At 60.1% G+C, this 18,691-nt stretch carries 14 protein-coding genes; 7 read left to right on the top strand and 7 right to left on the bottom strand.

The window, feature by feature from the left end; translation table 11 throughout:
• Window positions 1-32 precede the first annotated feature (32 nt).
• From FX982_RS02615 to FX982_RS24470, 3 genes are all read left to right on the top strand, one after another.
• Entirely contained in the window at window positions 33-1,031 is a 999-nt protein-coding gene (locus FX982_RS02615; RefSeq protein WP_172609542.1) for an NAD-dependent epimerase/dehydratase family protein, read from the top strand.
• A gap of 67 nt (window positions 1,032-1,098) precedes the next feature.
• Entirely contained in the window at window positions 1,099-1,953 is an 855-nt protein-coding gene (locus FX982_RS02610) for an ATPase (RefSeq protein WP_172609541.1), read from the top strand.
• Window positions 1,954-2,221: 268 nt separating this feature from the next.
• Window positions 2,222-2,959: a hypothetical protein gene (locus FX982_RS24470; protein WP_216843207.1), complete on the top strand. Its 738-nt coding sequence runs from the start codon at window positions 2,222-2,224 to the stop codon at window positions 2,957-2,959.
• Window positions 2,960-3,045: 86 nt separating this feature from the next.
• Here the strand turns inward: FX982_RS24470 and FX982_RS02600 are convergent, their stop codons facing one another.
• From FX982_RS02600 to FX982_RS02590, 3 genes are read right to left on the bottom strand one after another with little or no spacing between them, the layout of a single operon-like run.
• Window positions 3,046-4,095, bottom strand: coding sequence for an alkene reductase (locus FX982_RS02600; RefSeq protein WP_172609540.1), 1,050 nt, complete (start codon window positions 4,093-4,095; stop codon window positions 3,046-3,048).
• 58 nt (window positions 4,096-4,153) lie between these two features.
• Window positions 4,154-5,320 carry an MFS transporter gene (locus tag FX982_RS02595; protein ID WP_172609539.1) on the bottom strand — a complete coding sequence of 389 codons (1,167 nt, stop codon included), beginning with the start codon at window positions 5,318-5,320 and terminating at the stop codon, window positions 4,154-4,156.
• 37 nt (window positions 5,321-5,357) lie between these two features.
• Window positions 5,358-5,666 carry an ArsR/SmtB family transcription factor gene (locus FX982_RS02590; RefSeq protein ID WP_172609538.1) on the bottom strand — a complete coding sequence of 103 codons (309 nt, stop codon included), beginning with the start codon at window positions 5,664-5,666 and terminating at the stop codon, window positions 5,358-5,360.
• Window positions 5,667-5,944: 278 nt separating this feature from the next.
• Between FX982_RS02590 and FX982_RS02585 the strand changes: the two genes are divergently transcribed.
• Complete coding sequence (locus FX982_RS02585; RefSeq protein WP_172609537.1) at window positions 5,945-6,541, top strand: ACP phosphodiesterase; 597 nt, start codon at window positions 5,945-5,947, stop codon at window positions 6,539-6,541.
• Here FX982_RS02585 and FX982_RS02580 read toward each other — a convergent pair.
• Together FX982_RS02580 and olsB are read right to left on the bottom strand one after the other, a co-directional pair.
• Window positions 6,502-7,290, bottom strand: a complete 789-nt coding sequence (locus FX982_RS02580; RefSeq protein WP_172609536.1) for a lysophospholipid acyltransferase family protein — start codon at window positions 7,288-7,290, stop codon at window positions 6,502-6,504. The genes FX982_RS02585 and FX982_RS02580 overlap by 40 nt on opposite strands.
• Window positions 7,290-8,045, bottom strand: coding sequence for an L-ornithine N(alpha)-acyltransferase (olsB, locus tag FX982_RS02575; protein ID WP_172609535.1), 756 nt, complete (start codon window positions 8,043-8,045; stop codon window positions 7,290-7,292). Before olsB ends, FX982_RS02580 begins: the two co-directional genes overlap by 1 nt.
• 196 nt (window positions 8,046-8,241) lie before the next feature.
• Here olsB and FX982_RS02570 point away from each other — a divergent pair, with 196 nt between their 5' ends.
• From FX982_RS02570 to FX982_RS02560, 3 genes are all read left to right on the top strand, one after another.
• Complete coding sequence (locus FX982_RS02570; RefSeq protein WP_172609534.1) at window positions 8,242-9,336, top strand: serine hydrolase domain-containing protein; 1,095 nt, start codon at window positions 8,242-8,244, stop codon at window positions 9,334-9,336.
• On the top strand, window positions 9,333-9,671 hold the full coding sequence (locus FX982_RS02565) for an amidase (RefSeq protein WP_172609533.1): 339 nt from the start codon (window positions 9,333-9,335) through the stop codon (window positions 9,669-9,671). The genes FX982_RS02570 and FX982_RS02565 overlap by 4 nt, the downstream gene beginning before the upstream one ends.
• A 149-nt stretch (window positions 9,672-9,820) precedes the next feature.
• A complete protein-coding gene (locus tag FX982_RS02560; RefSeq protein WP_172609532.1) occupies window positions 9,821-10,978 on the top strand; it encodes a phospholipase D-like domain-containing protein in 1,158 nt (385 codons plus the stop codon).
• A 22-nt stretch (window positions 10,979-11,000) separates the two neighbouring features.
• On the opposite strand, the gene FX982_RS02555 is transcribed toward FX982_RS02560, so the two are convergent.
• On the bottom strand, window positions 11,001-13,940 hold the full coding sequence (locus tag FX982_RS02555; RefSeq protein ID WP_172609531.1) for an RHS repeat-associated core domain-containing protein: 2,940 nt from the start codon (window positions 13,938-13,940) through the stop codon (window positions 11,001-11,003).
• A 159-nt stretch (window positions 13,941-14,099) separates the two neighbouring features.
• The gene (locus tag FX982_RS02550; protein ID WP_172609530.1) at window positions 14,100-18,512 is read right to left on the bottom strand and encodes a SpvB/TcaC N-terminal domain-containing protein; all 4,413 of its coding nucleotides are present in this window, start codon (window positions 18,510-18,512) and stop codon (window positions 14,100-14,102) included.
• Between the last annotated feature and the right edge of the window lie 179 nt (window positions 18,513-18,691).

The following is an 18,691-nucleotide window of genomic DNA, read 5'->3' as shown; positions in this document are numbered from 1 at the left end:
CACAGGCAAAAGAAGATGAAACGGAGCAGGCAATGAAAATTCTGGTCACCGGCGCAGGCGGCTTCATCGGCGGACGCTTCGCGCGTTTCGCGCTGGAGCAAGGTCTGAGCGTCCGGGTCAACGGCCGTCGCGCTGAGGGTGTCGAGCATCTGGTGCGGCGCGGGGCCGAGTTCATCCAGGGCGATCTTTCCGATCCGGAGCTTGTTCATGCGCTGTGTGACGACGTCGAAGCCGTGGTCCATTGCGCGGGGGCGGTGGGTACATGGGGGCGACGTCAGGACTTCCATCAGGGCAACGTTCAGGTCACTGAAAACGTCGTCGAAGCGTGCCTGAAACAACGGGTTCGGCGGCTGGTGCATCTGTCGTCGCCCTCGATCTATTTCGATGGCCGATCGCACCTCGATATCCGCGAGGAGCAGGTGCCCAAGCGCTTTGGCAATCACTATGCCGCGACCAAATACCTGGCCGAACAGAAGGTGTTTGGTGCCGAAGAGTTCGGTCTGGAAGTCATCGCCCTGCGCCCGCGTTTTGTGACGGGTGCGGGTGACACGAGCATTTTCCCGCGACTGCTGCAGATGCAGCAGAAGAAGCGCTTGTCGATCATCGGCAACGGCTTGAACAAGGTTGATTTCACCAGCATTCAGAACCTCAATGAGGCGCTGCTCAGCAGTCTGCTGGCCGCCGGCTCAGCGCTGGGCAAGGCTTACAACATCAGCAACGGCGCGCCCGTCCCGCTTTGGGACGTGGTCAATTACGTCATGCGCCAGATGGAGTTGCCACCGGTGAGACGCTATCGGTCTTACGGCCTGGCGTACACCGCGGCGGCCATGAACGAGGCGGCGTGCCTGATCTGGCCGGGGCAACCTGAACCGACGCTGTCGCGCATCGGGATGCAGGTGATGAGCAGGGATTTCACGCTTGATATCAATCGCGCCAGGCATTATCTGGATTACCAGCCTGACGTCAGCGTGTGGACTGCCCTCGACGAGTTCTGCGGTTGGTGGAAAGCCCAGCACGGCGGCGCGTTATAAAAGGCGTCAACATCCGTGGTTATACTGCGAGCCATTCAGATTCAGCGGTTTTTTCAAAGGTAAACCCATGCGCAAAGATCCCTATGACGACGTCGATGACGTCCCGAGCCTCAGCGCCAAAGACGATGACGATGATTTTCTGCCGCCGCCGGGTGCCCGCGAGCGCACGACGGTGTACTCGCGCGACACGCCAGTGGTGAAGGTGAAGGCGCCCGGCACCGGCGCGTTGTGGGCGCTGATCTGTGTGCTGTTTATCGCTTTTTGCGGCCTGGGGTGGTGGAGTTTTCAGCAGGTGTCGTTGATGGAGCAGCAGCTGGTTGCAACGCAGGAAAGCTTTGCGAGGATCAGTGAGGAGGCGGCGGGGCGCTTGCAGGATATTTCCGGGAAGGTGGTCGCCACCGAGTCGATGGCGAGCAGCAGCGAGGCGTTGAAGGCGCAGATCAAGCAGTTGCAGGATCAGTTGGCGGATCAGAGCAAGCAGCAGCAGGGTGTGGCGGGTTTGCAGGGCGGGCTGGACAAGCGGCTGGAGCAGATCAGTACGCAGAGCGCGCAGCAGCAGGCAACCAACCAGCAGTTGCAGGACCAGCTCAAGGCCGTGACGACGGAGCTGGCAGCGTTGAAAGCGGCGGTGCCGGATGGCAAGTCGATTCAGACTGAGCAGGAGCGGCTGGAGACGCAACTGAAGGGTTTGAATGCAGATGTGGCGAATCTGAAGAAAGCGAACGGCAGTCAGGCGATCGAGCAGCTTGAGCAGGATATGGTGGTGGTGAAGAGCGAGTTGGAAAATCGTCCGGCGGCGGCTGCTTCGTCAGGGGCGAGTCTGCAGGAGTTCGATGCGTTTCGTGCGCAGATGACGCGGACGATCAATACGTTGCAGAGTCAGATTCAGACGTTGTCGCAACAGATCAACGCTCGACCTTGAAGCACCCCCTCCCGACGACGGCGCCTGTTGTGATGTTGTCGGGGGGGACTGACACAAAGTGAAGTCTAGGAGTGAATGTTTAACTCCAACCTGTAGGCTATTTCCGATTTTGATATTTTTTAGGATTTTGAATGGCGTTTATTTTTATTTGAATTATGGTTCTGTTCAGTAACTCGCAAGACAGTGAAGCGCTTCAATGACGAAGCTCTTTTGAAGAACGATACAACTCCAACGGGGTGTTTCGTTACAGCAATCAAGGATGACTCAAATGAATGGATTCAAGACTAAACACGGCCAAGGCCGCTCGATCGGTAAAAGCATCGTCAGCGGTGCGGGCCTTGCCCGAAGTGCTGCAAAGCCGCCCAGCATCAAACCCGGCATCAAGCCTCCGGTGACGAAGCCGCCGGTCATCAAGCCTCCCGTTACAAAGCCGCCTGTTACAAAGCCTCCGGTCGTCAAGCCACCCGTTATCAAACCACCTGTGACAACTCCGCCCTCAATTAAACCGCCGGTCATCCGACCGCCCGTTGTAAAGCCAGTGAAACTACCACAGTCGGCGGTTAAACCCCGTCCGCCCAAGCCTGTCACTACGGGGCCGGTCAAGCCACCCGCGTCGTTGGTGCTGCCGCCCAAGCCGCTGATTCCGCCTCGTCTGGCTGAAGTGCTGTCGGTGGTTGATACGATTACCGGTGTCATTTCGTTGTTGTATCCGTTGGGTACCTATCTGCTGCCAAGCGGAGACAGACAGTTGCCGGACGGCCGCGTAGCCGACGCCGGAGGCGAGTACGTCACGGATGCCGATGGCAACGTCCAATATCTGGACGGGACCATTATGTACGCAGACGGGACGATCAAGTTTCCGGACGGCACCTACCAATATACCGACGGCAGTTATATGTACCCTGATGGCACCGTCGGTTATCCGGACGGTACCTGGCGGTTCCCGGATGGTACTGTGACGGATTCGGAAGGCAATGTGTTGGCTACTGATTATCCGGAGCTATAAGTTAAAACGTTAGTTGCTAAAAAAGCCCCGGCTCTTTCGAGTCGGGGCTTTTTTATTATCGTTGTATTACTTTATGAGCGGTGCGCTTACAGCGTTGGGTAATCCAGATAACCCTCAGCGCCTTTCGCATAGAAAGTCTCTGGATGCGGCTCGTTCAGCGGAGCATCCTTGGCCAGACGCGCCGGCAGGTCAGGGTTGGCAATGAACGGCACGCCAAACGCCACTGCATCTGCCTTGCCGCTCGCCAGCCACTGGTTGGCGCTTTCTTTGGTGAACTTCTCGTTGGCGATGAACACGCCGCCGAAGGCTTCTTTCAGGCGCGGGCCGAGGCTGTCGTCGAGTTCGCGTTCGCGGGCGCAGATGAAGGCGATGCCGCGTTTGCCGAGCTCGCTGGCGACGTAGGTGAAGGTTTCGGCCAGGTTGGCGTCGCCCATGTCGTGGGCATCAGCGCGGGGTGCCAGGTGTACGCCGACACGGCCAGCGCCCCAGACTTCAACGGCGGCGTCGGTCACTTCCAACAGCAGACGTGCGCGATTTTCCAGCGAGCCGCCGTAGGCATCGGTGCGGGTGTTGGTTCTGGTTTGCAGGAACTGGTCGAGCAGGTAACCGTTGGCGCCGTGGATCTCCACGCCGTCAAAGCCGGCGGCCTTGGCGTTCTCGGCACCGACGCGGTAGGCGTCGATGATCTCTTCGATTTCCGCCAGTTCCAGTGCGCGCGGGGTGACGTAATCAGACAGCGGACGCACCAGGCTCACGTGGCCTTTTGGCTGGATGGCGCTTGGCGCGACCGGGGTTTCGCCGTTCAGGTAAGTCGGGTGGGAAACGCGACCCACGTGCCACAGTTGCAGCACGATCTTGCCCCCCGCCGCGTGCACGGCTTTGGTGACGTTGGCCCAGCCGCGTACTTGGTCATTGGACCAGATGCCCGGGGTGTCAGGGTAGCCAACGCCCATTGGCATGACCGAAGTGGCTTCGCTGATGATCAGACCGGCCGAGGCGCGTTGAACGTAATACTCGGCCATCATCGCGTTGGGCACGCGGCCTTCGTCGGCGCGGCATCGGGTCAGCGGCGCCATGACGATACGGTTGGCCAGTTCCAGGTCACCCATCTTGATCGGGTCAAAAATAGTGGTCATCGTGAAATCCTTAGTGCAATCGGTAAAAGGTGGATCCGCAGGTTTCAAATTCGGGGAATCAGTTCGTCACAGGGACCATTTCGACATCGCTGCGCTGACGGAAATTGATCAGCGTCACCAGCAGGGCCAGCACCGCCAGTAAGCCGGCGGCCAGCGGTACGGTGGTCAGGCCGAAGCCATGGGCGATGACGCTGCCGCCGACCCAGGCGCCCAGCGCGTTGCCGACGTTGAAGGCGCCGATGTTCAGGGTCGACACCAGATTGGGCGCGGCCTTGCCGAAGGTCACCACGTTGATCTGCAGGGCAGGCACGGCGGCAAACGCGGCGGTGGCCCAGAGGAACAGGGTGATTTCAGCCGGGATGAACGCCGTGCTGGTCCAGCTCAGGACCGTTGAGATCACCGCCATGGCAATGAACACGCCGATGAGCGTGGCGGCGAGTCGACGGTCAGCCAGCTTGCCGCCGATGATGTTGCCCAGCGTCAGGCCGAGGCCAATGAGCATCAGCGTCCAGGTCACCCCCAGCGGCGAAACACCCGTGACTTCGCCCAGCAATGGCGCGACGTAGGTGAACAGCGCGAACACGGAGGCGGCGAACAGCGCGGTCATGCTCAACGACAGCCAGATGCCCACGCCTTTGAGCGCAGCCAATTCGGCGCGCATGTCGAGTTTCTCCTCATCGCGTTTGCTCGGCAGGAAGCGAATCAAGCCAATGAACGCGATGACGCCGATCACCGTGACCGCGAAGAAAGTCGAGCGCCAGCCGGCCTGTTGTCCCAGCGCGGTGCCCAGTGGCACGCCGAGGACGTTCGCCAGGGTGAGACCGGTGAACATCAGCGCGACGGCCGATGCCCGGCGATTGGCCGGAACCAGGCCCGCCGCCACCACCGAACCGATGCCGAAGAATGCGCCGTGGCACAGCGCGGTGACCACGCGGGCGAACATCAGGATGTTGTAATCCGCCGCCAGCGCGCAGAGCAGGTTGCCGATGATAAAAATCCCCATCAGCGTGACCAGCGCAGCTTTGCGTGGCAGCTTCGCGGTGGCCATCGCCATGAACGGCGCGCCGATCGCGACCCCTAGGGCGTAACCGGTGACCAGCCAGCCGGCGCCGGGGATGCTGACGCCCAGGTCGCGTGCGACGTCGGGGAGCAGGCCCATGATGACGAACTCGGTCGTCCCGATGGCAAAGGCGCTCAAGGCCAGAATGAGTAATGAAAGGGGCACGTCGCGTCTCCTGAAAGGCGGGTGTGGGGCGAGGGGCTCAGAGCCGCTGCGTCAATTGCTGCAAGAACGCCTGAATGACGTCTTCGTTGCGCTTGAAAAAATGCCACTGGCAGTGTTTTTGGCTAGTGATTAACCCGGCGCGCTGAAGCGTTGCCAGATGAGCCGAAACGGTCGACTGCGACAACCCCGCGCGCTGATCGATCTGGCCGGCACAGACGCCGCCATCAATGGTGTGACGCTGATCGGGGAAGGTCGCAAGCGGGTCTTTGAGCCAGTCCAGAATCTGCCGGCGAACCGGGTGGGCGAGGGCTTTGATGATGTCGTCAATGTCGATGTCGGTAGGCATGTCGTTCTCAGTGCAGGTGCGCTGTATCGCGATGGGGCGAACCTTATATCTATAAATCGCGATATACAAATATGAATAGGTGCTTAGGACTGGCTGAATTGTTATATCGGGTTATAACGATATGAGCCCGGCCTGATCTCTGGGTGTAGCCTTCACCGGCATTCCTGCTTTACAGGCGCAGGAAATGTGGCGACTGTACGAGCGTCATTGCGAATGAGTCCCCGCACAGTCGGCGGAACCAGGCGCAGAAAAAAGGCTCGCAGCAATAGGCAACAAGCATGAATTACCTCGCACACCTGCACCTCGGCGGGCAGGCGCCGGCGCAATTGCTGGGCAGCCTGTACGGCGACTTCGTCAAAGGGCTGCTGCCCGGCCGTTTCCCGGCAGACATTGAAAGCGCGATCCGGCTGCATCGGCGTATTGATGCATTCACCGATTCTCACCCGATGATCAAGCAGGCACTTGGACGTTTTCCCGATGGCCGTCGGCGCTATGCCGGCATCGCACTGGATGTGTTTTTCGACCATTGCCTGGCGCGGGACTGGCACGTGTATTCCGACGAGCCGCTGGATACCTTCACCGGAAGGGTCTACCGCGTGCTGGCGGAAGAGCCCGCATTGCCAGAACGACTGGCGCTGCTTGCGCCGCGCATGGCAACGCAAGACTGGCTGGGTTCGTACCGTGAGTTTGCGGTGGTGGGCGATGCGCTGGCCGGCATCTCGCGACGCTTGTCACGGCCTGAAGGGCTGGCCGGGGTTTATCAGGAGTTGCACGCGCTGTATCGACCGCTGAGTGACGACTTCAGCGCGTTTTACCCTGAGCTTCAGGCGTTTGCTCAAGCGGCTTTGGCGGCGGAACGTAAGATCGCCGGTTGAACCGCCTCGCCGAACAACGCGACCTGCACCGCCTGCTGGGCTTCGAACGCCAGCGCTGCGCGTTCTTTTCCCTGGGAAGCGATGGGCGAGAGCAGCTGGATGTGCACCTCACTCACCTCATTGGCAAACAATCGACGCAGGTGCGAGAGCAAGTCGTCGTCGCCAATGAAGGGCGCGATCTGATCCGGCTGGCCGTCACGCACATATTGAATGGCAACAGGCTGCACCCGCACGCCGGTTTCAATCGCGCTGGACAGCAGGCGGCCATGGAACGTACGCAAGCTGCGGCCATCGGTGGTGGTGCCCTCGGGGAAGATCACCAGCGAATGCCTGCCGAGTAAATGCTGCCCCATCTGCTTCTGAATCAGCTTGCTGTCGCCCGAGCCCCTGCGGATGAACAGTGTCCCTGCTTTCAACGCCAGCCAGCCCGCCACCGGCCAGGTGCGCACTTCGGCTTTGGACAGAAAGGACAGCGGCGCCAGCATTCCCAACAGCGGGATGTCGGTCCACGACACATGATTGCTCACCCACAACATTGGCTCGTTCGGCAGCTTGCCGCTCACTTTTACGCGAAACGGCAGCGCGGCACTCAGGCGCGCCATGAACCAGGCGGTCCAGCGCTGGCGACGGGCCATGGAGTTGCCGATGCGCAGGCGTTCCATCAGGGCAAAGGTGCCGGCAATGCTCAGGCCCAGCGCAATGACCCAAAGTACCCGCACCACGCGCGCATGACTGCGCCACGTGCTCATCACACCGCTGCCTTGAAGTGGCGAGCGTAGCGTGGGCACAAGTCGTCGCGCTTGAGCAGGATGAAGACATCGGCGACCTGGAAGTCTTCGTCCCAGCACGGTTCGCCGCAGATCTTCGCGCCCAGGCGCATGTAGGCCTTGAGCAGCGGCGGCATCTCGCAGATCACGTTGTTGGGCAGGTCCAGCGTCGGCAGCGGATTCTTCGGTTCGGCGCGCAGGTGCTCGTTGCACAGATAACGCTCGCGCAGGCGTTGCATGATCGCGTGAGCCTGAATGCCGCCGTCCTGCATCGGGATGCTCGCGCAACCCATCAGGTAGCTGTAGCCGCCTTCGTTGAGGATCTCGGCCAGTTCGCTCCACAACACGGCGATGGTGCCGCCGTTGCGATAGGCAGGGTCGACGCAGGTCCGACCCAGTTCCAGAATCGGGCCCTGTAGGTGTCGCAGGCCGTGCAGGCTGAATTCTTCTTCGCTGTAGAATTTGCCCAGGGTGTTGGCGGCTTTGTGATCCAGCAAACGGGTGGTGGCGACCAGACGACCGCTGCTCAGGTCGCGCACACCGATGTGCATGCAGTGAACGTCGTAATCATCGATATCCAGGCCCAGCTCGGCGCCCTTGAGCCTGGCGTTGAACTCGCCGCTGAACACACTGAAGCGCAACGCCTGTGCTTCCTGCAGGGCCTTCTCACCGACCAGGCGTTCAGCCTGCAGGCGACGTTCGGTTCGGGTGTCTCGAATGCTGGCGATCTGAGTCATGCGGCGTCTCCGTAATCCCGCCTTCGGCCAGGCGGGTCGACTGATTGTTCGAGCATTGCTGTCCGAATTCAGGCTAGGGAGGGGCCGTGTCACGACCATTAAGCTTTGGTGATGGTTGCGTGACAGGGGATTTGGGTTCCCGGCGCTGTCATAGTTGACTGCTAGGGTTGATCTCATCCGAGCCCGAGCCCCCTCCATGACCCGCTTGCTTTTCACCCTCGCGCTATTACTCGCCAGCTGTTCAGTCGCCGCCGAAACCTGGCCCGCGCCGGAGTGGTCCCAGCGCCTGCTCATTCGAAAAGACGCTCTATCCGCCCTTGAGTCCTACGCGTTCCCGGCCCGTGACGAAACCACCCGCCAAGGCGTGCGCACGGACGCGCTGCTGATCATTCACGATGGCGAAGTGGTGTATGAACGTTATGGTGGCGTAACCCGAGCCGACACCCCGCACCTGACCTGGTCAATCAGCAAAAGCATTCTGGCGAGCGTGCTGGGCGTCGCGTTTGGTGAACGCCGTTTCAAGCTTGAAGACGCCGTCGCGAGGTTCTACCCGCCATTCAGCGCGCATCCCGACGTCAAACTTCAGGACCTTCTGCACTGGGCTTCAGGGCTGGACTGGCAGGAGGATTACGAATACGCGCCGCTCAACTCGTCGGTCGTCGCAATGCTCTACACCCAAGGGCGCGGCGACATGGCGCGGTACACCGCCGAGCACGCCGTCGCCAGCGCGCCGGGCACTTCATACCGCTATTCCAGCGGCGACAGCACGGTCCTCGCGGCTGCGCTGAAAGGCATTGTCGGTGAACGCGCCTACAGCGATTACCCCTGGACCGCGCTGTTCGAACCGCTTGGCATCACCAGCGCCACGTGGGAGCGCGACGCTGCCGGCACTTTTGTCGGGTCGTCCTACGCGTACATGACGGCCCGCGATCTGGCGCGCATCGGCCTTTTGATGGAACGCGGCGGGCGCTGGCAGGACCGCCAGTTGCTGCCCAGGGCCTGGGTTGATTTCAACCTGACCCCGTTCAAATCCCTGACGCCGACCCCAACCGATGAAGCCCCCGGCGGTCACTGGTGGCTGAACAAGACCGCCGATGGCAAGCCCGGTCCGTGGCGCGACGCACCTCCCGACACCGTTGCCGCCCTCGGCCATTGGGGGCAGGCGCTGTACGTAATCCCCAGCGCGAAGCTGGTGATCGTTCGTTACGCCGACGATCGCGACGGCAGCTATGACCACAACCAGTTGCTCAAGCTGGCGCTGAAGGCCGTGGCCGGGGAGGGTGATCGATGAACGCTCGTAAAGCATTCATCCGCCGCCGCCCGTTCAGCAGTCTCGGCATATTGCTTCTCTTAATACTTGCCGGCCTGATCTGGAACTGGCGCGTTCAACTGCAGGTCTTTCCCAGCATCATCAGCGCCTACACCGCCAAGGAATACTGCTCGTGCCGCTTCGTCATGAATAACCCCGCAGACTATTGCCGCAGCTACGTGAAGCAATGGCTGCCGAGTACGCTTGACGAAGACGCCCTGAACAAGCGCATCACCGCGACAGGGCTGGGCCGCGAAAGCGAAGCCCGCTGGGAAGGTCCACGCCAGGGCTGCCGGTTGTCATCGCCGGTGCCGTAGAACGTTGAAGTTTGCCTGCGGTCAGACAGCCGGATAGGGTTGCGTATCGCACCCTCTGGAGTCTGCATGTCCATTCGCATTCCATCCTCGCTGGCCCGCCCGGCAAGCGCTGCTCAAAACTGCCTGCTGACCGCCATGGCGAGCCGCCCATGAGGGGCGCGATTTTCCCGTGGCGTGAAGAAAACCAGTTCAACTTACTGATCGACGGCCCTGCGTTTTTTCCGCGCATGATCGCCGCGATCGAAGGCGCGCAGCAGCAGATTGAGCTCGAGCTGTATCTGGTCGAAGCCGGCGCCTGTGCCGAAGCGATCGTGCAGGCGCTGGTGAGTGCGGCGAGCCGCGGGGTCATCGTGCGGTGTCTGTTCGATGGCTTCGGCTCGGCGGCTTTCACCATCGGCTTGCGCAAGCGCCTGACCGATTCGGGCGTGATCCTGCGTTTCTATAACCGGGTGCATTGGCGACGCGGCTTTCGAAACCTCTACCGCGACCATCGCAAGTTACTGCTGGTCGACAAAGAGCTGGCGGTAGTGGGCGGGACTGGGGTCACCGATGAATTCTGGCGCCCGGACCTGAACAGCAGCGAGTGGCATGAGGTGATGGTCGAGATTCGCGGCCCGCTGGTAATCGACTGGCAAGCGCTGTTTGACCGCCAGTTTCACGCCAACCCTCGGCGGCGAGCGTGGCGGCCCGCGGAAAACTTCGGTCTGCCGCGCTTGCCCAAGGCGCCCGTCGGTGGGGATGGACTGGGGCGCGTGGCGTATGCCGATTCCCGTCAGCATCGGGATATCGTGCAGTCACTAGTGCGCGCGCTGAACACCAGCAAGACGCGCATCTGGCTGGCGACGCCGTATTTTCTGCCGACCTGGAAAGTCCGCCGCGCGTTGCGTCGAGCGGCCTCTCGGGGCGTCGACGTGCGCTTGTTGCTGACCGGGCCGCGCACTGATCATCCGTCGGTTCGCTACGCCGGCCACCGTTATTACCCGCGCTTGCTCAGGGCCGGGGTGAAAATCTTCGAATACCAGCCGTGCTTCCTGCACCTGAAAATGGTCCTGATCGACGACTGGGTGAGTGTGGGCTCCTGCAACTTCGATCACTGGAACCTGCGCTTCAACCTGGAAGCCAATCTCGAAGCGATCGACCCCGCGCTCACCTTGGCTGTCGCCAGCAGCTTTGAACAAGACTTCACCGTCAGCAACCTGGTCAGCCTCGATGACTGGAAAGCCCGGCCGCTGTGGCGCCGCGTGCAACAGCGCGTTTGGGGCTGGGTGGATCGACTGGTCGTCAACGCGCTGGATCGGCGGGGCTAGAAAAATCCAGGCGCGCTTTCTTTTACCGATGGAATGTCAGGAAGTTTCCTATTGGTCTGGCTGGTTTGACGCCGCTTCTGCCGTATTTCAGCGTGTGGACCTGCAACAGGTGCTTGCCGTCAGGGTCCAGCACCCCAAGCGTTGACGAATCGCCACCGTCGAGATTCCAGGATGAGGCGGCGGGTAGGCCTTCTTCATTTGTAAGGTTCAGGTTGTCCAGTCGAGCCATGACGGTCGCCCATTCAAGCATCGTGAAACCAGGCTCATCAGTTTTTCTACTAAAGGTGCCTCGGCCCGGGTTAAGCGCGATAGCCAGACGCGTTCTGGCTGTGTTGTTTTCTGCGAGGCTGATCGCTGAGCGCGCATTGGGGTCGCTGGCATGACCTAAGGCGCCCACGTGGGCCGTTTCTTCGCCATAGATGTGTTTTGTTTGAAGGCTGTCACTGCGTGAAAACTCCATGACGCCTCTTGTTGTCAGTTTGGGGGCCACATGAATGAATGAACCGTCTCCTAGCTGCAGTTTTGAATAAGCTGACCTGTAGTCTTCAGGCGGGTCGATATAAGGCTTTTGAAGGCCGTCGATGAAGTTCCTTCCAACTGAGGCGTATTCCAGGTTTGGAGGTTGGGGGGATGGCAAAGGCAAAGGTCCTGACATGGGTTGCCTGGCTCCCATATTGAAATATCCACCGTTTATGTAAGCCGTCGGCATCGAACCGCTGGCGGTTTTGATTGCGTCACCTGCGGCTCTACTCAGCGGTATTGCCGCATCGCCTCCTGATACTTTTCCCCTAAGACTGCTGCTCAGAGACAGGTAGGTGAATTCGCGTGGCGCTGCCGCTTGGCGATCAAGCTCAATGCCGACTTTTGCGAATACAGCGTTGTCGCCTTTAATCGATACGCCGATAACTCCTTTAGTCAGTGTTTTAACTCTAATGGGCGATATAAATCTCCTGATTTGACTCTGCAACACGGTTGCGGCCCGATTCGCGTCCATACCCACCAGCCCATTGGTATCGAACTTACTCACGGGCGAGTTGCTGACGAAGCAGTAAAGATTCAGCCCATCGGCACTGCCTTGCGGATCGGGGTTTATCCATCGCTGTAACCACGGTGCGTAATAACGCATGCCGTAGTAATAGAGCCCTGTGACATCGCGCTCTTTGCCGCTGTAGCGAACGGTTCGGTATTTGGCTTCAACGGCGCTACGCGCGGTCCACCAGGCGGTGCCGCCGAACGGGTAATAACCTTCTTGGGTAATTACGCCACCCTGGTCGTCCAGCTCCAGCGTGCTGGAGCCCAGATGATCACTCAACTCATAACGCACCTGATTGTCATCGATCCCATCGGGCTTGTTGGCCTTCCAGTGCAAAATCCGTACGCTGCTGCCTCCTGCCTGAACAGTTGCCACTTCCAGAATCTCTCCACCCGGCTGGTTGCGGATTTCCAGCCCATCGAGGTAACGGACCTCGGACACCAGCGTTCGGCCGCTCGCTTGCGCCTTGGTGATCTTGCGCAAGCGCTTGCCCCCGCTGTCATAAATATAGTGTTCGTCATCGTTTGCTCCGTCCTCCCGGCGCACGGTCGTGACCAACCGTAGCTGGTTGCGCACGTCCCATTCCAGGGTCTGGCCGCGAACCAGTTCCTGCAGATTGCCATTTGTGTCGAATCCGGATGCAAAGTCCGCGTCGGTTTCATCGTGGGGCAGGCTGCGGTTGCTGTCGGGTGCCACGTCCATTTTGCGCGTGAAGGCTTGCCCACCCGCATGATGCATTTCCAGCAGGTTGCCCCCTGCGTCGTAGCGGTAAGTCTGGGAGTAATTGGCCAGGTTATTAGGGTCCGGGACCGGGATGATCGCGTCGGGCAATGCGGGGCCGTGACTGGCACCGGTCGAGACCTCACGCCCACTGGCTTCCATCAGTTGATAAAGAGTGTTGTAACGGTAGTGACTGACGGGCTCAATCTTCTGGTTGTCAGCAAAACGGGTCGGCTGGCTGGCGTCCTCAGCGCCAACGACGTTGCCCGCTGGATCGTATTGGTAGTTCAAGTCCGACAGCAGTGTGCCATTGGCTTTTTTAGCGGTCATTCGAGCTGTACGTCCACTTGCCGGCTCGTAGGTGATTTCGCGGATAACCCCGTTACCGAATGTTTGCGCCAAGACCTGGCCGCTGGCGCTGTAAGCGATTGCGCTGACCAAGCGCTGAGGAGCCGATGTGCCCGCCAGTTCTATCCGGGACTCCTGAAGCTGGCCGCTGACGCCATAGGATGATGTGCGCCGATTGCCCGCCGGGTCGGTCTGTTGGACGGCCTCCGCCAGCGCATCGACAACGGCCGAGCTGAAATACCCTTCGCCTGCTTCGAGCAGCAGATCGCGTTCAATGACGCTTTCTGGCCAGTCCGGTGATTGCAGGCTGAGCAGCAGTCGCCGATTTGTCAGCAGTAAGCCGCCCGCCAACCCGAACTCACACCCCAACACTGTGCCTGCCGGATCGTCATGACGTATCAGTTGACCGCATTGATTGTGGTGCGCCGATTCCGTCGAACTGTCGCCATAGGTGAAGCGTTCGACAATCGCAGGCTCGCCATCCGCCGGTTTTTCAGTGAATGACGCGGGACGAAACATCGGGTCGTAATCGACGTGAACACTGCTGCCTCTGGCGTCCCAACTGTCCAGTAACTGGCCGGCAGCTCCGCTCAGTGTCAGCTTCCAGCCCGTGTCGACGCTCTGCTGCAGAAGTGCTACGCCGGACAGCGAGTGAATCGTAGTGGTATTGAACGGCGATCCCGTGCCCGCGAAGCGCGGATCCTGATCGGCAACGTGCCGACCCGCTTCATCCCAGACATGTCGCGTGATGCGTGGCTCGGCGACCTCCCCTTCGACTGCTCGGCAATAGGCGATATGCCGCACCAACAAGGCACGCGGGTCGACGACCTGTAATTGTGGGGTTTTACTGTGCAGGTTCATGGAGGCGACTTCCTTTCTACGGGTGAATTGCAGGCGCTATTTGAGTCAGCATCGAGTCGCTGTAAACCCCCTTGAGCCTGGTTCATGGCGCATCACCCATGTCTGCGGCCGCCGGGCCGGCTGGCGGTTAATCAGGCCTGAGCATTCGGCTCAGGCCTGCTAATACAGATCTGAAAATCCGATTTTGCTGACGTTTCGGGCTGCACGGATGGCGAGCATCTCCTCTTCTGTATCGTTCTCGTCCTCGCTGATGCTGTACCAGGTCAGATAAGTCTGGCGTCGCATGAAATCAGCCGCTGTGTAGGTCACGGTCGGGCGCCCAAGCGGGTCGTAATGTTGCTTGTCGCAGTAACCGTAGTCTCGGATGGACTGGTCGTTTACGTAGCGGTGCGTGTTGGCGAAGTAGGGTCTGTAGATCCGGATCGGCAGGCCCTTGGTGTTGTATTCCACCCGTTCGCTGACCCGCCAGCGAGGTGAGGCGGGTACAACAACCGGCCCAACTTTCCCGTCTTTTTCCTTTCCGGTAACGGGATCAACTGTGGGTTTGCTTTTCGCGACTTCCAGATTTCCAGTGTCGGAATCGACTTTATAGGCGTCACCGTCCTCCACCAGTTGGCGGGTCTGCAGAACGCGACCGAAGCCGTCGTAGGACACCAGTGATAGACGAATCTGCCGTTCCGGGTCATCCGGATATCGGTCAGCTACCAGCGTGGCGGTGTGCACAGGTTGATGCTGTGAAGACTGGTCCATCCAGCTGAAAGCGTCGTAGCAGTTATAAGTGGCGCGCCGGCCCAGGGTTAGAGGCGCCGAAGCGATAGCTTCGCCAGGTGTTACCGGATAAGGCAGTGTTCCGATGGGGTCAAACCCCACCTTGACGCCCAGCTCGGTGCCGTAAAAGCTGGTGGCACGCAGTTGACCAAAGGCGTCGTAGGCCGCCTCCTGAGTGTTTTGGTTCGGGTCGACGAGGCGGACGGGCTGCAAGGTCCGATACTCATAGGTGGCTGTGGTTTTACAACCTGTCGGGTCCGTCATGCTCGTAACGAGCAGCCAATAGGCGTCGTACTCCACAGTGCTCCAGCCATGACTGCTCGTCGGCTTGAACGCTGTGACATGGTAAAAAGCCGCCGCTGGGGCGTAAGTATTGAAGCCGCGTCTGACCGACCACAGGTTCAGCCCGTCATCGGGTAGAAAACTCGGCATCTGTTCATAGTTGAGCGCAACCAGGCGCTCGGTCAGTTCCTGGGGCCCCATCACGCGGTCGTAGGCGCTCAGTGCGTGATCATCCAGTTCGGCCAGTTCGACGGCATCGGGAAGCGCCACGAACGTCGCCTCTTTTCCTGTGCAGTCTACGTAGCGCTGCAAGGAGAGTGCAGTCAGCGTGCGCGGCAACCCGTTGAATTTGCCCGAGGGATTGATGAAGGCCTCGTAACTGATTTCCGCCATCGAGAATGTCGTGGCGGGAGCGAGCATGGCATTGCTGCGCTGCCGGTAAGGCAGGCCCAATCGCCAACTTTGTGGTGCCTCAAGATGAATCGGCTCAACACGCTGCTCCTGAAAATAAAAGCTCTGTTGGGCATCATCATGGGAGGCCTGCCACCAGGTCTGCTGGTACTCGTCGTCGAAGGGAGTGTCGTCGCCGAATGTCTTGCGCCGGGCGCAGTTGACCGACGCGACGTGTGTCAGTGTGCCGAACTTGTCCCAGGCCAGGCTCACTGTTCGATCGCACTGCGGATCGTCCGCCTGGCGTTCGTATCGATAACTGATCGACTCAAGCGCCAGCGGCAGCATGCGCGCATACGGCTGGAACGGGCTGAGCAGTGCCAGTTGCCTGACCAGATAGCGCGAGCTTTGCACCGAATACGGCACTGATTGCACGACGGCGCCGTCCAGGCCGAATACCTCAACGCGCAACACGCTGCCAGCCAGCGCGCGGGCCATCTCCCGGCCGGTGGCGTCATCGATCTTGTCGATGATTTTGTCGACTGATCCATCGAACTCTGTCAGCAAGTGAGCACCGAGCACCTGAGCGTCGGGATCGCTTGCGTTGTAGTCGTCAGGTTCACGTTGCGGGTAGCGGCCGGTATGAAACCAGGTCTTGGTCATGACGGGCGCGGTAAAACCCTCATTTTTGTCCGGAGCGGCGGGCGCGTCGGTGTCGGTTTGGATCAACAAGCCGAAACCGCGGAATTCTCGCTCGCTACCCTCGTAAAAGCCTTGGCGGTACTGGAATTTCTGGGTCAAAAGGTTTTGCGTGATCTCGTCGAACTGGGTCTGCCTGACCACCACATGCACTGGAAACGGCAGCTCGGGTACCGGTGCTTCGGCGCATGCGAGCAGCTCGTGTTTTTCGTCCAGCCATTCCTGCGCGGAACTGCGGTAAAACACTTCGCTGAGCGCGCCCATGTTATTGCAGCTGCGCTGCAGCAAATACGGTTTGAGATAAGGCTTCAGCGGCGCCCTGCGTTCCGAATAGTCGAAGCGCCAGTGGAGCGGCTTCATGTGCGGCGTCGTCAGCACCAGGCTAGAGCAGCCCAGCCCCCGAAGATCCGTCATGCTGACCTGACAGAACCGGTCGTAGCGCACGCCGTCCGGCCAGTTTTGCACGTGGGCTTCATTCAGCCCATTGCCGCCGCGGTTCATGAAAATGCTGAAATGATCGGGCTCCAGATACAAAAGGTCGGCGGCCCCGGAGCCGTCCATGTCGGCCAGTCTGATTCTTCCCGCATCAAACGCTTCATAGCTGAAGGGCAGGGCGGCGAACAGTTTGCCGCTGCCGAAACGCCCGGCGCCCAGATTGGGCCAGAACCAGACGCCGTCGTGCCGGATACGTATCAGATGCTGTTGCCCGGTGCCCAGAATGTCGGAGAAGGCCACCAGCTCATTAGGGCTGTTGCTCAGCAGCGGGAGACTGTCGTCATCGTGCGGGACATCGATTCCGGGGCCGAAACCGCCAGCCCGTTTGTTGGCATAGAGACGCACGCTGCGTGGGCCGATCAATGCCAGATCGCTCAGGCCGCCGCCGATCAGGTCAGCCAACTGCCCTTGCGGGTGAAAAAATTCGGGAGGAAAGGCGCCGAACGTCGCGAACCTGGACCAACTGCGATCAGGGTTCAGGGTGAAAAACCCCGCCATGCCCGGCTGTGCCACCAGCCAATCCAGCCGACCGTCGCCGGTGAGATCGACAAGGGATTGGCGGACAGGTTTTGTAGCGTCGGCTGCGGGGATGTTCGGCAGCCCCTGCCAGGGGCCGTATTGGATGGCGTCCGGGTCTTCGGATGTTCCGTCCCGCAACGGCTCACGGTAATACCAGGCCTTGTCCTGTTGATAAAGCACGCCGGGGAGGCCGTCGCCATACAAGTCCACGAGCTGATAGTGCTGACCGTCATTCAAGCCCGGTAGGTCATCGAACGGATGGAAGCCGCCGACGCTGACGTCGAACTCGCCCCACTCGAATACGACCGGAGGGCGCGGCTGCAGGTAATCCTTGTCCGCATCAAGAGGATCAGCTGCCACCCCTTGCAACTGAGCTTCCCGCAGCATGTTGTAGCCCAAGCCCAGCGTCTGATATTTCAGTAGCAGGCGGGTGATCAACCGTGGTTCCTCGCCCAGCCCCTCGTCAGGAAAATGATGAAACATCAGGACCTGCTGGCACAAACGCAGGTTGCCCAGCTCGAAACCGTACGCAAAGCTTGAGTGCGGATCGGAACGCACCGGCCAGGCGTGCTCGTCGGTATAGGCTGGAATGCCCCTCTCATCGGTGTTGCGCTCGCCGTAATCAAACAGCAGGTCGAAATGCCAGCTCAGGCTTTCCAGCTGCTCCGGCTTCCACAGATACAGATCCGGCGATTGCGCCTTATTGCCATAGCGCACGCGCCATAGGTAGCACTGGGCAATGTAGTCCCGCGGCGAATCATCAGCCAGGCCCACTTCGTCTTCGGCCTTGTACTCGTAAAGAATGTGCTCGCCCAGCGCATTCATCGTTTCTTCCAGCAACCACTCGGCAACGTGGTTGGGATTAGCCGGGTCGGTACGGCGCGATCCGGGGTTCTTGCCGTAAAAAGCCAGGCTGCCATCGGCGCCGTGAATCAGCCAGAAACCTGGGTCGCCAAGATCAATGCGCCAGTGTTCAATGCGATCAAACGCGCCTTCGACCCGGGCGAAATAACGGATGACCTGATACGTCTCGTCCAGCTCCAGTTCGAGATACTTGCTGACGGTCTCGAACACCAGCGAGCCATCGTCGGAACGCTCAGGCAGCCAGACTTCGCCGCTCGGGCCAAGGATTACATCGTCATCGGTGTAAGTCGGCACGCCTTTGCTGGCGCGCCGGGCCACGCAGCCAACGTTAAGTCCCCAGCCCATGCCAAACAGCCCATTGCCCGCGGTGCTCTGGTAACCCAAGGCTAACGCAGGCGCATAACCCCGGCCCGCTGTAATGGGCAATGAGATACCGAATGACGCCGAACCACTGACGCCCACCGCGCCCCAGCCCTTGCCGATGCTTTGAATCGCGCCGCCGCCCTTGGGCAAGGATGGCGCTGAAATGCCGGGTTGTTGTGCCTGGTTCTCCATGACAGTGATCTCCCTGAGAACAGTGACTCAGAGTTTCACTGCGACATTGTCCTGTCACCTGTCATCAATACCAGTAGAGGCCTCATCCACTGGATTTGTCAGGCAAATCAATTGCCTCGCAGCGTTCGTCGGGTTAGACCGAATTGCGATAGTCATTAACGCCATTGCTGATAAGAGGC

The organism is Pseudomonas graminis, from assembly GCF_013201545.1.
In the GTDB taxonomy this organism is placed as follows: domain Bacteria; phylum Pseudomonadota; class Gammaproteobacteria; order Pseudomonadales; family Pseudomonadaceae; genus Aquipseudomonas.
This window is presented reverse-complemented; position numbering and strand designations above follow the sequence as displayed.

Coding starts and splice junctions, on each gene's coding strand:
- FX982_RS02615 (WP_172609542.1), top strand. CDS start 33: ATGAAAATTCTGGTCACCGGCGCAGGCGGCTTCATCGGCGGACGCTTC.
- FX982_RS02610 (WP_172609541.1), top strand. CDS start 1,099: ATGCGCAAAGATCCCTATGACGACGTCGATGACGTCCCGAGCCTCAGC.
- FX982_RS24470 (WP_216843207.1), top strand. CDS start 2,222: ATGAATGGATTCAAGACTAAACACGGCCAAGGCCGCTCGATCGGTAAA.
- FX982_RS02600 (WP_172609540.1), bottom strand. CDS start 4,095: ATGACCACTATTTTTGACCCGATCAAGATGGGTGACCTGGAACTGGCC.
- FX982_RS02590 (WP_172609538.1), bottom strand. CDS start 5,666: ATGCCTACCGACATCGACATTGACGACATCATCAAAGCCCTCGCCCAC.
- FX982_RS02585 (WP_172609537.1), top strand. CDS start 5,945: ATGAATTACCTCGCACACCTGCACCTCGGCGGGCAGGCGCCGGCGCAA.
- FX982_RS02580 (WP_172609536.1), bottom strand. CDS start 7,290: ATGAGCACGTGGCGCAGTCATGCGCGCGTGGTGCGGGTACTTTGGGTC.
- olsB (WP_172609535.1), bottom strand. CDS start 8,045: ATGACTCAGATCGCCAGCATTCGAGACACCCGAACCGAACGTCGCCTG.
- FX982_RS02570 (WP_172609534.1), top strand. CDS start 8,242: ATGACCCGCTTGCTTTTCACCCTCGCGCTATTACTCGCCAGCTGTTCA.
- FX982_RS02565 (WP_172609533.1), top strand. CDS start 9,333: ATGAACGCTCGTAAAGCATTCATCCGCCGCCGCCCGTTCAGCAGTCTC.
- FX982_RS02560 (WP_172609532.1), top strand. CDS start 9,821: ATGAGGGGCGCGATTTTCCCGTGGCGTGAAGAAAACCAGTTCAACTTA.
- FX982_RS02555 (WP_172609531.1), bottom strand. CDS start 13,940: ATGAACCTGCACAGTAAAACCCCACAATTACAGGTCGTCGACCCGCGT.
- FX982_RS02550 (WP_172609530.1), bottom strand. CDS start 18,512: ATGGAGAACCAGGCACAACAACCCGGCATTTCAGCGCCATCCTTGCCC.